This window comes from Serratia sp. CY37869, from assembly GCF_052168895.1.
In the GTDB taxonomy this organism is placed as follows: Bacteria; Pseudomonadota; Gammaproteobacteria; order Enterobacterales; family Enterobacteriaceae; genus Serratia; species Serratia ureilytica.
In genome coordinates this window covers 951,169-965,203 of the sequence record NZ_JBJNLU010000002.1, presented here as the reverse complement: position 1 = coordinate 965,203, position 14,035 = coordinate 951,169, and the positions used below count along the sequence as shown (strand labels likewise).

Annotated in this window: 12 protein-coding genes; 4 read left to right on the top strand and 8 right to left on the bottom strand. The window is 59.7% G+C overall.

All coding sequences use genetic code 11. From position 1 onward, the window contains the following. Positions 1–30: 30 nt before the first annotated feature. From rmf to rlmKL, 6 genes are all read right to left on the bottom strand, one after another. A complete protein-coding gene (gene rmf / locus ACJ8J1_RS14915) occupies positions 31–201 on the bottom strand; it encodes a ribosome modulation factor (protein ID WP_004928150.1) in 171 nt (56 codons plus the stop codon). Between the two features lie 270 nt (positions 202–471). Then, positions 472–1,032, bottom strand: a complete 561-nt coding sequence (gene pqiC / locus ACJ8J1_RS14910) for a membrane integrity-associated transporter subunit PqiC (RefSeq protein ID WP_033642588.1) — start codon at positions 1,030–1,032, stop codon at positions 472–474. Continuing rightward, on the bottom strand, positions 1,029–2,675 hold the full coding sequence (gene pqiB, locus ACJ8J1_RS14905; protein WP_033642587.1) for an intermembrane transport protein PqiB: 1,647 nt from the start codon (positions 2,673–2,675) through the stop codon (positions 1,029–1,031). The genes pqiC and pqiB overlap by 4 nt, the downstream gene beginning before the upstream one ends. Next, on the bottom strand, positions 2,662–3,975 hold the full coding sequence (gene pqiA, locus ACJ8J1_RS14900; RefSeq protein WP_405053040.1) for a membrane integrity-associated transporter subunit PqiA: 1,314 nt from the start codon (positions 3,973–3,975) through the stop codon (positions 2,662–2,664). Before pqiA ends, pqiB begins: the two co-directional genes overlap by 14 nt. Before the next feature lie 76 nt (positions 3,976–4,051). Beyond that, a complete protein-coding gene (locus ACJ8J1_RS14895; protein WP_033642586.1) occupies positions 4,052–5,956 on the bottom strand; it encodes an ABC transporter ATP-binding protein in 1,905 nt (634 codons plus the stop codon). Positions 5,957–5,961: 5 nt separating this feature from the next. Further along, complete coding sequence (gene rlmKL, locus ACJ8J1_RS14890; RefSeq protein WP_089192583.1) at positions 5,962–8,088, bottom strand: bifunctional 23S rRNA (guanine(2069)-N(7))-methyltransferase RlmK/23S rRNA (guanine(2445)-N(2))-methyltransferase RlmL; 2,127 nt, start codon at positions 8,086–8,088, stop codon at positions 5,962–5,964. 103 nt (positions 8,089–8,191) lie between these two features. Between rlmKL and ACJ8J1_RS14885 the strand changes: the two genes are divergently transcribed. Then, positions 8,192–9,295 (top strand): YcbX family protein, encoded by a 1,104-nt coding sequence (locus ACJ8J1_RS14885; RefSeq protein ID WP_033642584.1) that lies wholly within the window; start codon positions 8,192–8,194, stop codon positions 9,293–9,295. A 6-nt stretch (positions 9,296–9,301) separates the two neighbouring features. Here ACJ8J1_RS14885 and ACJ8J1_RS14880 read toward each other — a convergent pair whose 3' ends face one another. Continuing rightward, positions 9,302–9,850, bottom strand: a complete 549-nt coding sequence (locus tag ACJ8J1_RS14880) for a cell division protein ZapC (protein ID WP_004928171.1) — start codon at positions 9,848–9,850, stop codon at positions 9,302–9,304. Between the two features lie 176 nt (positions 9,851–10,026). Next, on the bottom strand, positions 10,027–11,037 hold the full coding sequence (gene pyrD, locus ACJ8J1_RS14875) for a quinone-dependent dihydroorotate dehydrogenase (protein WP_442520382.1): 1,011 nt from the start codon (positions 11,035–11,037) through the stop codon (positions 10,027–10,029). A gap of 258 nt (positions 11,038–11,295) precedes the next feature. Between pyrD and ssuE the strand changes: the two genes are divergently transcribed. From ssuE to ssuD, 3 genes are read left to right on the top strand one after another with little or no spacing between them, the layout of a single operon-like run. Then, entirely contained in the window at positions 11,296–11,874 is a 579-nt protein-coding gene (ssuE, locus tag ACJ8J1_RS14870) for an NADPH-dependent FMN reductase (RefSeq protein ID WP_033642583.1), read from the top strand. Between the two features lie 24 nt (positions 11,875–11,898). Further along, positions 11,899–12,864: a sulfonate ABC transporter substrate-binding protein gene (locus ACJ8J1_RS14865; protein WP_033642582.1), complete on the top strand. Its 966-nt coding sequence runs from the start codon at positions 11,899–11,901 to the stop codon at positions 12,862–12,864. A 19-nt stretch (positions 12,865–12,883) separates the two neighbouring features. Beyond that, a complete protein-coding gene (gene ssuD / locus ACJ8J1_RS14860; RefSeq protein WP_016928301.1) occupies positions 12,884–14,032 on the top strand; it encodes an FMNH2-dependent alkanesulfonate monooxygenase in 1,149 nt (382 codons plus the stop codon). The last annotated feature ends 3 nt before the right edge of the window (positions 14,033–14,035 follow it).

Sequence of the window (14,035 nt, the reverse complement as noted above, 5' to 3'; positions counted from 1 at the left end):
GGTTATTCCTTTTATTTGACAGGGAGCCGCTTAAGCGGTCACAGCCCTGTCTTCCATGGCTTCTCGCCAACCTCCCAGCCATTGAGACCGGGCGTCCACTGATGATTGGTAGGGACAATGTTCCCTGGAACGCCCTAAAATACCTGCCTGATACCCTCTCGAATGCGCCCTTTCCAGACGATCGCGTTTCTGTCTCTTCATGCCTCGTTTCCCTCATTTTGGTCTGGTGGAAAGAAAACAATGGCTGCTTTTTGCGCAGCCACGAGTAATCAATAGCGCTAAAAGAAGAGAAGATCAATGCGCAAAATTCACGCCAATGTCATATTTGTGAGCTACGCCCGAGGAAAATGCTAAGTGGCTGATCTGCAGAGGAAGGAGTTAACCAATTGAAATAAAATAGAAATGCCTGCCAGCGAGAAAAAACGACTTTTCACGCCGACAGGGATTAGACGATTTTAGACCAAATTATGACTAAATGCCGCCCATCTGTGCTGCGATAGCCTGGGCTTCCTGCTGCCACCCCTGCGCCAGCGTGCGCACCAGGGCATCATAGCCGTCTTCACCCTGTTTCAGCTCCAGGTTGAAAGGCCTTTTGATCAAACGCCCCTGGCGGTTCAGCACCCACTCGCCGCGAATGATCGCTTTCCCGTCAAAGCGGCCGTGGAAGCCGCTGATGGTCACGTTCAGCACATCCTGCTCGCTGCTCATCGGCTGCGAAGAGACCACCCACCCCGGCAGCGCGCTGCTGAGGTTGGTGACCAGCGTTTGCTGCAGCTGCTGATCGAGCGGGCTGGCCCACAGGTTGTTCTGGGCTATCACATACTGCACGTCGTTGGTCTGATACACCACGCCGCTCTGCGCCAGATAATCCGCCACGCTCACGTGTTCCAACCACAGCTGGCGCGTGGAGGCGGCGCTGCTGCCGGCCACGGCCGGCGCGCCCAGCGCCGGCAACTGATAGTAAGTCTTCTGTGGCGAACTGCTGCAGGCGCTGAGCAACAGCGCCAGGGCTACCGGGATCCATTTCATCATTTCGTGGCCTTCTTCGGCTGAGGGTCATTGCTGCCGGCGGCTTCAAACACCAGCGCGTTGCTCTTCTCATTTAGGGTGCGTAACACCGGTTGCAGCTCACGCAAGACCTGATCGAGGCGCTGCATGTCGCCCACCATCTTGTTGTAAGCCGGTGAACCAGGCTGGAACCCTTTCATGCTGCGGTTCAGCTCCAGCAGCGTTTTCTGCATGTCCTGCGGCAGCGCCTGCATCTCTTTGCTGGCGATGATGTCGTTCAACGACTTCATGGTCTGCTGCGTCGACTTCATGGTTTTCTGGCTTTCCGCCAGCGTCTTGGTCGCTTCGCTGATCATCGGATTGATCGGCATCGAATTAATCTTATCCAACGTCTGCATCAGCTTCTGCTGGATCTGCGCCAGACCGCCGCTGGTGGTCGGCATCAGCGGATAACCGAACAGCTCGCGCGGCCCTTTCCACGGTTTTTCCTGCGGATAGAAGTCGAGATCGATGTACAGCGAACCGGTCAGCAGGTTGGCGGACTTCATCGAGGCGCGCATGCCGCGGGATTCCGCATCTTTCAAGTGCCCTTCAATATCGAAGTTGCCGCCCAGCTGTTTCTGGAAGCGATCCGGCTCGATGCGGATCAGCACCGGAATGCGGTAGTCGTTATCCAGACGCTGCGCCATGCCGTCTTTATAGAACGGCACCTGCGCCACCGTCCCCAGACGGATGCCGCGGAACTCGACCGGCGCGCCCGGCTGCAGGCCGCGTACCGAATCGGAGAAGAACAGCAGGTAGTCTTTATGCACGGTATACAGCGAATCCTGCGTGCTACGCTGGTTGTCGAACAACCGGTACTCCGCCTTTTCTTTCGCCTGTTCGCCGCGATCCCAGCCGTCCGGCACATCGAAGCTGACGCCGCCGCTGAACAGCGTGGTCAACGAGCCCATCTCCACCCGCATGCCCTGTGCCGACATGTCAAACGCCACGCCGCTGTCTTTCCAGAAGCGCACGTTGGTGGTGACCAACTGATCGTAAGGCGCAGTGATGAACAGCTGATAGCGCATGGCGCGCTCTTTAGGATCGAAGTAGCTGGTTTCCACCGACCCGACGCGATAGCCGCGGAACAGCACCGGATCGCCGGCGTTGAGCTGGCCTGACTTCTCGCTGTCCAGCACGATGCGCAACCCTTTGGCGTCCGGGGAAGCCAGCGGCGGCGCATCGAGAAGCTGATAGTTGTCTTTGCCGTCTTTGCCTTTGTTGCCCGGCTGCAGTTCGATATAGGCGCCGGAGAGCAGCGTGCCCAGCCCGGAGACGCCTTCACGGCCGATCTGCGGCTTCACCACCCAGAAGGCGGAATCCTGGCGCAGCAATTTCTCCATGCCGGAATTGAGACGCGCCTGCACCATCACCTTGCTCAGGTCATCGCTCAACGTGACGGTTTCCACCACGCCGACGTCAACGCTGCGGCTTTTGATTTTGGTTTTACCCGCTTCCAGCCCTTCCGCCGTCGTGGTCACCAGCGTCACCACCGGCCCCTGATGGCTGAAGTGGTAAAACAGGATCCAGGCGCCGATCAGCGCGGTCACGATGGGAATGATCCACACCGGCGACCAGCGTTTGATCTTCTCGACGTCCGCGACGCTATGATTATTTTCCGTCACCTTGCGGCTCCTTGTTTATTGTTTCACTTGCGCGATCCCAGGTCAGCCGGGGATCAAATGTCATGGCGGCGAACATGGTGAGGATCACCACCAGCGCGAACAGAACGGCGCCCGTCGCGGGATAAATGCTCATCAACTGCCCCATTCGCACCAACGCCGACAACACGGCGATCACAAACACGTCGATCATTGACCAACGACCAACGAATTCGACCACTTCATAAATCAAATGCATACGCTCGCTGTCGGCGCGCGGTTTCTTCCTGCCGTTCGCATCCCAGCACAGCCAACCGATCGCCAACATTTTCAGCGACGGCACCATGATACTGGCGATGAAAATCACCATCGCTACCGGATAAGAGCCGTCCCCCCACAGCAGGATCACCCCCGCCATGATGGTGGAATTCATCTTGTTACCCAGCGCCTCGGTCACCATGATGGGCATCAGGTTGGCCGGAATATACAGCATGACAGAGGTCACCAGCAGCGCCAGCGTCCACTGCAGGCTGTGGCGGCGACGCACGTAGCCCTTGGTGTGGCAGCGCGGGCAGCGCACCTGATCGGCCGGCAGGATCGCCGTGCAGCACGCGCAGGAGCGCACGCCCTGGCGCATGCCGGTGCGCCCCACCGTCAGCGGGCGATTAAGCCGCGGCGCCGGTTCGATATCCTGCCACAGCCAGCGCCGATCCACGCACTGGAAAGCGCGCACCTGCAGCAGACAGAACAGGCAGTAAGGCACGAAGCTGCTGCCGATGCCGATGTCGCCGTAGGCCATCAGCTTGACGAAGCTGACCAGCACCCCGGCGAGGAAAATTTCCACCATGCACCAGGTCTTGAACTGGAACAGCACCCGGGCCATCCACTCTTTGAGACCCAGCGGCAAGCGCACCCTGGCGCACAGCAGGATGATCGCCACCATGCAAAACGCCGGGATCAGCTGCACGAACACCATAAACAAGGTGGCCATGCTGGCGTAGTCTTCCGCCACCATGACTTCCGGGATTTGGATCAGCCGGATTTCGTTGCCGAGGCCGGCGACGCGCATGTTGATAAACGGGAAAATGTTGGCCAGCACCAGCATGAACAAGGCGCTGAGCGCGTAACCGATCGGCCGCTTGCGCGGCTCGTCCCAGCGGGCGCTGAGCGTGGTTTTGCAGCGCGGGCATACCGCTTTGCTGCCATAGGCCAGCGACGGCAGCGCCACCAGCATGTCGCACTGCGGGCACAGCATCAGGTTATCCTGCTGCGCCGCCGAGGGTGCGGAATGACTATGCTGCTGATGATTGTTGTGGGAACACACCATATTCCTCCTAAATAACGTTGCTCACCGGCACGTCGATACCGCCCGCAGCAGCGCGCGGGCGGTATCGCAACGGTCAGCCGTTTTTCATCGCTTCCAGCTCTTCCCAGCGGGCGAAGGCCTGCTCGAGCGCCTGCTCGGCGTTAGCCAACGCCGTCAGCACTTCTTGCGTTTCGCTGTGCGGCCGCGTGAAGAAGTCGGCATCGCTCATCTGCGCCTGCAGCGCTTCGATTTCCGCTTCCAGCTGTTCGAGCCGCTGCGGCAGCTGTTCCAGTTCGCGCAGCAGGTTGTAACTCAGCTTGGCCGTCGCTTTCTTCGGCTGTTCGGCCTTTTTCTCCGCCGCCGGTTTGCTCGCGCTCGGCGCCGCCTGACGAATCGGTTTCGCTGTCGCGCGCTGGTGATGCGCATCGTAGTAACCGCCGACGAAGGCGTTGATCACGCCATTGCCTTCGAAGATCCAGCACTCGGTCACCGAGTTGTCAACGAACTGACGATCGTGACTGACCAGCAACACAGTGCCCTGATAGCCGTCGATCAGCTCTTCCAGCAGCTCCAGCGTTTCGACGTCGAGATCGTTGGTTGGTTCATCGAGGATCAGCAGATTGCTCGGTTTCAGAAACAGCTTAGCCAACAGCAAGCGGTTACGCTCACCGCCCGACAGCGCCTTCACCGGCGTCATCGCGCGTTTCGGGTGGAACAGGAAGTCCTGCAGGTAGCCCAGCACGTGGCGAGGACGGCCGTTGACCATCACTTCCTGCTTGCCTTCCGCCAGGTTGTCCATCACCGTGCGCTCTGGATCGAGATCGGCGCGGTGCTGGTCGAAATAGGCCACTTCCAGCTTGGTGCCGCAGTGCACGCGGCCGCTGTCGGCTTTCAGCTGACCGAGCATCAGTTTCAGCAGCGTGGTTTTGCCGCAGCCGTTCGGCCCCACCAACGCAATCTTGTCGCCGCGCTGCACCTGGGCGGAGAAACCGCGTACCAGCACCTTTTCGCCAACCTGATAATTGACGTCTTCCAGCTCGAATACGATTTTGCCGGAGCGGGTCGCCTCTTCCACCTGCATCTTGGCGGTGCCCATCACTTCACGGCGCTCTGAACGCTCGACGCGCAGCGCCTTCAGCGCGCGCACGCGGCCCTCGTTGCGGGTGCGGCGCGCCTTGATGCCCTGACGGATCCAGACCTCTTCCTGCGCCAGCTTGCGGTCGAACTCGGCGTTTTGCAGCTCTTCCACCCGCAGCGCTTCTTCTTTGCTCTGCAGGTACAGATCGTAGTTACCCGGCCAGGAAACCAGCTTGCCGCGATCCAGATCGACGATGCGCGTCGCCATGTTGCGGATAAACGAACGGTCGTGCGAGATGAAGACGATGCTGCCGTCGAACTCTTTCAGGAAGCCTTCCAGCCAGTCGATGGTTTCGATATCCAGGTGGTTGGTCGGTTCGTCGAGCAACAACACGCGCGGCGAGCTCACCAGCGCGCGGCCCAGCGCCGCTTTGCGCAGCCAGCCGCCGGACAGCGAGGAAAGCTCGGCGTCGCCGTTCAGCCCCAGCTGCAGCAGCACTTCGCTGATGCGGCTGTCGAGCTGCCACAGCCCCTGGTGATCGAGGATCTCCATGATTTGCGCCATGCGCGCCAGGTTTTTCTCGCTCGGATCGCTTTCCACCAGGTGAGAGATCGCGTGATAGGCCTTCAGGTGTTCCGCCTGCTCCGCGACGCCTTCCGCCACAAAGTCGAATACGCTGCCGCCGATATTGCGCGGCGGATCCTGTTGCAGACGCGCCACGATCAGATCCTGTTCGTAGATCACCCGGCCGTCGTCCAGCGGGATCTCTTTGCCTAGGATCTTCAGCAGCGTGGATTTGCCGGCGCCGTTGCGCCCGACCAGACACACGCGCTCGTTGTCTTCGATATGAATTTCGGTGTTGTCTAACAATGGCGCATCGCTGAAAGAGAGCCAGGCGCCGGACATGCTGATTAACGACATAGTAATTATTTTCCTTCGCCGGCGTGAGTCACCAGCCAGCAGTTGTGGATCTGACGGTTACGGGCAAAATCCTGCGACAGCGTCTTGGCGGTGATCTCTTTCGCCTCCAGGCCCAGCGCACTCAGCCCTGCCATATCCATTTGGAAACCGCGCTTGTTGTTCGAGAACATGATGGTCCCGTTGCGGCGCAGCAACCGTTTCAAATCTTTCATCAGCGCCAGGTGATCGCGCTGCACGTCAAAGGTGTTCTCCATCCGCTTGGAGTTGGAGAACGTCGGCGGATCGATGAAGATCACGTCGAACTGTTCATTGGCATTGCTCAGCCACGACAGGCAGTCGGCCTGGATCAGCCGATGCTGGCGGCCGGTCAGGCCGTTGGCGCGCAGGTTCTTCTCCGCCCATTCCAGGTAGGTGCGCGACATGTCCACCGTGGTGGTGCTGCGCGCGCCGCCCAGCCCGGCATGCACGCTGGCGGTGCCGGTATAGGCGAACAGATTGAGGAAGTCCTTGCCGCCGCTCATCTCGCCCAGCATACGGCGCGCGATGCGGTGATCGAGGAACAGGCCGGTATCGAGATAGTCGGTCAGGTTGACCCACAGCTTGGCGTTATACTCTTCCACCAGCAAGAACTCGCCCTTCTGCGCCAGTTTCTCGTACTGGTTTTTGCCCTTCTGCCGCTCGCGGGTTTTCAGGATCAGCTGATTCGACGGCAATTCCAGCACCGCCAGCGTCGCGTTGATCACATCGAACAGGCGCTGACGCGCCTTCTGCGCATCGACGGTTTTCGGCGGCGCATACTCCTGCACCACCACCTTGCTGCCGTAACGATCCACCGCGACGTTGTATTCTGGCAGATCGGCATCGTACAGGCGGTAGCATTCGATGCCTTGTTGCTTCGCCCACTTGTCGAGCTTCTTCAAATTCTTGCGCAGACGGTTGGCAAAATCTTCCGCCACCTGCACGCCGCCGGTAGCATTGCCGGCCGGGCTTGCCGCCAGCTGATAGTTTTTCTGCACGCACTCCAGCGGGCCGTTCTTCGCCTTGAACTGGCGCTCGGCGCGCAGCTGCAGGCAGCTCAACAGCTCCGGCGAGGCGCTGAACAGCGAAAGCTGCCAACCGCCAAAGGCGCTTTTCATCACGCGGCCCAGCATGTTGTGCAGCGCGATCAGCGCCGGTTCGCTTTCCAGACGCTCGCCGTACGGCGGGTTGCTGATCACCGTGCCGTGCGGGCCTTCCGGCAGCGGGTTGGTCAAGCGCGCGACGTCGCCGACGTTGAAGGTGATCAGCTCGGCGACGCCGGCGCGGCGGGCGTTGCCGCGCGCCATCTCAATCACCCGACGATCGATATCGGAACCGAAGAAGCGAGAGGTAGTTTCCTGCAGGCCGCGACGCGCGCGCACCTGCGCTTCGGTGGTGACTTCACGCCACAGTTCGGCGTTGTGACCATTCCAGGCGCTGAAGCCCCAGTGTTGACGGTGCAGGCCCGGCGCGCGATCGGCGGCGATCATCGCCGCTTCGATCAACAGCGTGCCGGAGCCGCACATCGGATCGAGCATCGGCGTGCCCGGCTGCCAGCCGGAACGCAACACGATGGCGGCCGCCAGGTTTTCCTTCAACGGCGCCTGGCCGGTGAGATCGCGGTAGCCGCGCTGGTGCAGGCCTTCGCCGCTCAGATCGAGCGCCACGCTGGCCATATCGCGTTGCAGGAAGACGTTAACGCGAATGTCCGGCTGCTGTTTGGCAACCGTCGGGCGTTGGTCGAGCTTACGGGTGAAGCTGTCAACGATGGCGTCTTTCACCTTCAGCGCGCCATACTGGCTGTTGCGGATCTCTTCGTTCACGCCGCTGAAATGCACGGCGAAGGTTTTATCCACGCCAAAAATGCTGGGCCAGTCAATCGCCTGCACGCCGAGGTACAGATCCAGGTCGCTGTGCACGCGGAATTCGTTCAGCGGCAACAAAATGCGCGAAGCCAGGCGGCTCCACAGCAGGCTTTGGTACAGAAGACGATCGTCACCCTGAAAATGTACCCCGCCCTGCACCACTTTGCAGTCGTGAGCGCCAAGCGTTTCCAGCTCGCTTTTTAACAGTTCTTCCAATCCACGCGCCGTGCTGGCAAACAGAGAGTTCATATCGTACTTATCACCAAAAAGAAAATTGTTGCGCATTATAGCTAATCCGCACCGCTTGTCATAAAGTTGCTCCCTTCTATTTAATCATCGCACGGAGATAAGGGTGATCACGCTTTCCAGACTCTACGTCCATCCGGTTAAATCACTGCGCGGCTTGCAGCTTTCCTACGCCCAGGTCGGCAGCAGCGGTCTGGCCTTTGACCGCAACTTTATGATCACCGAACCGGACGGCACCTTTATTACCGCGCGCCAATATCCGCAGATGGTGTTGTTCACGCCGGCGCTGTTGCCGGACGGGCTGTTTCTGACCGCGCCGGACGGTGAAAGCGCCGCCATTCGCTTCAGCGACTTCGCGGCCACGCCGCAGCCGACCGAGGTGTGGGGCAACCATTTCACCGCGCTGATCGCGCCGGATGAGATCAACCGCTGGCTGAGCGGCTATTTCCAGCGCGACGTGCAGCTGCGCTGGCTGGGGCCGGAGCTGACCCGCCGGGTCAAGAAACACCCTGAAATCCCGCTGACGTTTGCCGACGGCTACCCTTATCTGCTGATTAACCAAGCCTCGTTCAACGACCTGCAGCAGCGTTGCCCCGGCAGCATCAAGCTGGAACAGTTCCGCCCCAATCTGGTGGTGAGCGGCGCTACCGCCTGGGCTGAAGACGGCTGGCAGGTGATCCGCGTCGGCGACGTGATGTTCGATCTGGTGAAACCCTGCAGCCGCTGCGTGCTCACCACCGTCAGCACCGAGCGTGGCCGCAAGCACCCGAGCGGCGAACCGCTCAGCACGCTGCAAAAATTCCGCTCCGCCGACAACGGCGACATCGATTTCGGCCAGAATATGATCGCGCGCAACAGCGGCATCATTCGCGTGGGCGATACGGTGGAAGTCTTGTCAACCAAGCCGCCGCGCCCTTATGGCGCAGGTAAAGTGGTGGAGAGCGTGCAGGCGCCGCAGGACAGCGCGCACAGCGTCACGATCGAATATGAAGGAAAGGTATTTACCGGCAATAACCAGCAGATCCTGCTCGAACAACTGGAACAGCAAGGCATTCGCGTGCCTTACTCGTGCCGCGCCGGGATTTGCGGCAGCTGCCGCATTACATTGCTGAGCGGTGAAGTCGCGCCCCTGAAGAAAAGCGCGCTGGGCGACAACGGCACCATCCTGTGCTGCAGCTGCATCCCGAAAACTGATTTGACGTTGGCGTAATCCGCCTTATACCGCCCTGTCGTAAGCCGGGGCGGCGCTTTCATCCTGCGCGCAAGGTTTCAGCCGATCGTGCATCACCTTGATGGCGTCGCCCAAGACCATGGTGCGGCCGGCGACCGTCAGCTGATTTTGCGCCAGCAGGCACAGGCTGGCATTATCCCCGGCCTCCACCACCAGCAGGCGCGCTTCCGCGCCGCTTTCCATCACTTTCACCGCCGCCAGCTCGCCGTTTTTCGGCTGCAACGGGTAGTGCTGCTGCGAGAAATGCCAGCTCTTCGGCATCAGCGGTTTCAGGAAGCGGTAGGCGACCAGCGCATTCAACACCAGCTCGGCGCGCTGTTCATGGCTCAGCTTGACCTGCTTGCACTGTTCTTCATAGGTGAAATAAAGGGCGGCGTCATCCACGCAAAAAGCGCATTCATCGAAGGCGTCCGGCGTTAACATTTTGGCCGGGAAACGTGAACGAAAGATCATACCATTAGCTAAATCCAGCATTAGCCGATCGTGTTCGGCATCAAAATACCAACGCCAATTATCGTCAGGTTTTATCTTCATTTCGTATCCTTCTCGCTGCCCATGCCAACGCCGCACTCACCCTAAAAGGCGATTTTATCACCGATGAAATAGCTTAAACATCGGATAATTCCGCGAACGATATTTAAGCTAACGAACAAAATATAGACGAGCCGGGGGCAGAAATAAACCCCCGGAATAAAATGAGAGGAAAAATATTAGATATGGGTAACGATATCTTTAATCAAACGCGGGCCGTGATAGATAAATCCGGAATAAATTTGCAGCAGGCTCGCGCCGGCCTCCATTTTTTCGCGCGCCGCCGTCAGCGAATCGATGCCGCCTACGCCGATAATCGGCAGACGTCCTTGCAGTTCGGTGGAGAGGCGACGGATCACTTCGGTGCTGCGTGATTGCAACGGACGCCCACTTAACCCGCCCGCTTGTTCGCAGTAATTCAGCCCTTGGATCAATTTTCGATCCAACGTGGTATTGGTGGCGATCACGCCATCGATATTATGCCGCACCAGGCTATCGGCAATTTGGATCAATTCTTCTTCAGAAAGATCCGGCGCGATCTTTACCGCTACCGGCACATATTTGTGATGGCGCGCATGTAATTCCTGCTGCTTATTTTTAATCGCAGCCAAAAGATCATCCAGCGCTTCACCATACTGTAAGGATCGTAACCCCGGCGTATTCGGTGAAGAGATGTTAATCGCGATATAACCGGCATACGGATAAACTTTATCCATGCAGATCAAATAATCGTCTTTACCCTGTTCGACCGGCGTGTCTTTCTTCTTGCCGATATTGATCCCAAGAATGCCGCCGAAATGGGATTTCTTAACGTTTTCAACCAGATTGTCCACACCATGGTTATTGAACCCCATGCGGTTAATCAGGCCTTCCGCCTCAACCACGCGGAACAAGCGCGGCTTGTCGTTGCCCGGTTGCGGACGCGGCGTCACGGTGCCGACTTCCACATGGCCGAAGCCCATCGCGCCGAACGCATCGATGCATTCGCCGTTTTTATCCAGACCGGCGGCCAATCCCAGCGGGTTTTTAAACGACAGCCCCATGCAGCTGACCGGTTTGGTCGGCACGGACTGACGGACAAGAAACGCTAATGGGGTGCCGGTAATACGGCTGAGCTGACGAAAGGTCACTTCGTGCGCGCGCTCCGGATCGAGCTGGAACAACGCTTTCCTGATGAGGGGGTAGTACATGGACTCTCCTGATTTCCCGGTTGCAAACCGGGGGCGTATTATCCGGTATCCCCCGCCTAATTGGAATTGATTAAAGGCAAAAAAAGCCGTTTTTACGCAATCGTTTTCCCTCTTCATCGCCAAATCGGCGCCAATCCGCTTTTACGCATATCCAAATCAAAAAATGAGATTTAAAAAACGCGCCCGGTTGCTGGTAGGTTTAAAACACTTCCCATTAATTTTCTAATTAAACCTAACTTTTAGTTATAAGGAGTGGCAATGCGCGTTATATCACTGGCCGGTAGCCCACGCATCCCATCACGTTCCGCCGCGCTGCTCTCGCTGAGTCAGAACTGGCTGCGGCAACAAGGGGTGGAGGTGACGGCCTATACCCTGCACGACTTCGATGCCGAAGATCTGCTGTACGCCAACTTCAACAGTCCGGCGATCAAGGCGTTTGCCGACCAGCTGGCGCAGGCCGACGGCCTGCTGATTTCCACACCGGTTTATAAAGCGTCGTTCTCCGGCGCGCTGAAAACCCTGCTGGACCTGCTGCCGGAACGCGCGCTGGACCATAAAGTGGTGCTGCCGCTGGCGACCGGCGGTTCTGTCGGTCACATGCTGGCGGTGGACTATGCGCTGAAACCGGTGCTGGCGGCGCTCAAAGCGCAAGAGGTGCTGCACGGCGTGTTCGCCGACGACAGTCAGATCCAGCTGACCGGCGAAAGCGCCACGCTCACCGACGCCGTGGCCGCCCGGTTGGAAGAAGCGCTCGCCAGTTTCTATCTGGCGCTTGGGCGCCGCAAACCGCCCGCGCTGCGCGTCGCCTCGCCGCTGACGGCGCGTCAAACCGCCTGAAATGCCTGGAAAAGGAGAGCCTGAATGAAACAACGCAACGCTTTGCGACGTTGGCTGAACGCAGCGGCCTTCACCGGCCTGCTGTCGCTGGTCTGGGCCAACGCCGCCGTCGCGCAGGATCCGGCGCAATTTCGCATCGGTTACCAGAAAGGATCGGTGAGTCTGGTGCTGGCGAAAAGCCACCGGCTGCTGGAGGAGCGCTTCCCCGCCACCCGCATCAGTTGGATTGAATTTCCCGCCGGCCCGCAGATGCTGGAAGCCTTGAACGTCGGCAGCATCGATCTGGGCAGCACCGGTGATATTCCGCCGATCTTCGCGCAGGCCGCCGGGGCGGACCTGCTGTATGTCGGCGTTGAGCCTCCCAAACCGAAGGCGGAAGTGATCCTGGTGCCGGAAAACAGCCCGATCAAAACCGTCGCCGATCTGAAAGGCCATAAGGTCGCATTTCAGAAAGGATCCAGCTCACACAACCTGCTGCTGCGATCGCTGCAAAAGGCCGGCCTGAAATTTACGGATATCCAACCCGCCTACCTGACCCCCGCCGATGCGCGCGCCGCATTCCAGCAAGGCAACGTCGATGCCTGGGCTATCTGGGATCCTTATTATTCCGCCGCGCTGCTGCAGGGCGGCGTGCGGGTGCTCGGCGACGGCACCGATCTGAACCAGACCGGTTCCTTCTATCTGGCGGCGCGCCCTTATGTCGAAGCCAATGGCGCCTTTATCAGCCAGGTCCTGACGGTGCTGACCCAGGCCGATGCGCTCACCCGCAGCGACCGGGCGCAAAGCGTGACCTTGCTGGCCAACGCCATGGGGCTGCCGGAACCGGTGATCGCCAGCTATCTGGATCACCGTCCCCCGACCGCCATCACACCGCTCGATGCGCATACGATCGCCGCGCAGCAGCAAACCGCCGACCTGTTTTACGCCAACCGGCTGGTGCCGGTGAAGGTCGACATCTCGCAACGCATCTGGCGCCCAAGCGCGCAATAAATACGGGAGAGCATTGACGATGAGCCTGAACGTTTTCTGGTTTTTACCCACCCACGGCGACGGCCACTATCTTGGCAGCGCACAGGGCGCTCGCAGCGTCGATCACGGTTACTTGCAACAAATCGCCCAAGCGGCGGACCGGCTGGGATTCGGCGGCGTGCTGATCCCCACCGGTCGCTCTTGCGAAGACTCCTGGCTGGTGGCCGCCTCGCTGATCCCGGTCACCCAGCGGCTGAAATTTTTGGTCGCGCTGCGGCCGGGTATCATCTCCCCTACGCTGGCGGCGCGTCAGGCGGCGACGCTGGATCGCCTGTCCAACGGCCGCGCCCTGTTCAATCTGGTCACCGGCGGCGATCCGGAAGAGCTGGCGGCAGAGGGGTTGCATCTCAGTCATGAAGAGCGTTACGAAGCCTCGACCGAGTTCACTCATATCTGGCGCCGGGTGCTGGAAGGTGAAACCGTCGATTTCCACGGCAAGCATATTCAGGTGAAAGGCGCCAAACTGCTGTTCCCGCCGGTGCAGCAACCGCGCCCGCCGCTCTATTTCGGCGGATCCTCCGCCGCCGCGCAGGATCTGGCCGCCGAGCAGGTAGAAATGTACCTCACCTGGGGAGAGCCGCCGGCGCAGGTCAAAGAGAAGATCGAAGAGGTGCGCGCCAAAGCGGCGGCGAAGGGCCGGCAGGTACGCTTCGGCATCCGTCTGCACGTCATCGTGCGGGAAACTACCGAAGAGGCCTGGCGCGCCGCCGATCGGCTGATCGCTCACCTCGATGAGGAAACCATCGCCAACGCGCAGCAGGCCTTTGCCCGCTTCGACTCCGTCGGCCAACGGCGCATGGCGGCGCTGCACGGCGGCAAGAAGGATAATCTGGAGATCAGCCCGAACCTGTGGGCCGGCATCGGCCTGGTGCGCGGCGGCGCCGGCACCGCGCTGGTGGGCGATGGCCCGACGGTCGCGGCGCGCATGCAGGAATACGCCGATCTGGGCATCGACACCTTTATTCTCTCCGGCTATCCGCATCTGGAAGAGGCCTACCGCGTCGGCGAACTGCTGTTTCCGCACCTCGATCTGGCGCAGGAGGAAACGCCCGCGCGCCTTCAACCGGTGCGCCCGCAGGGCGAAGTGGTGGCCAACATCTATGTTCCGCAAAAAGTGTCGCAGAGCTGAGGA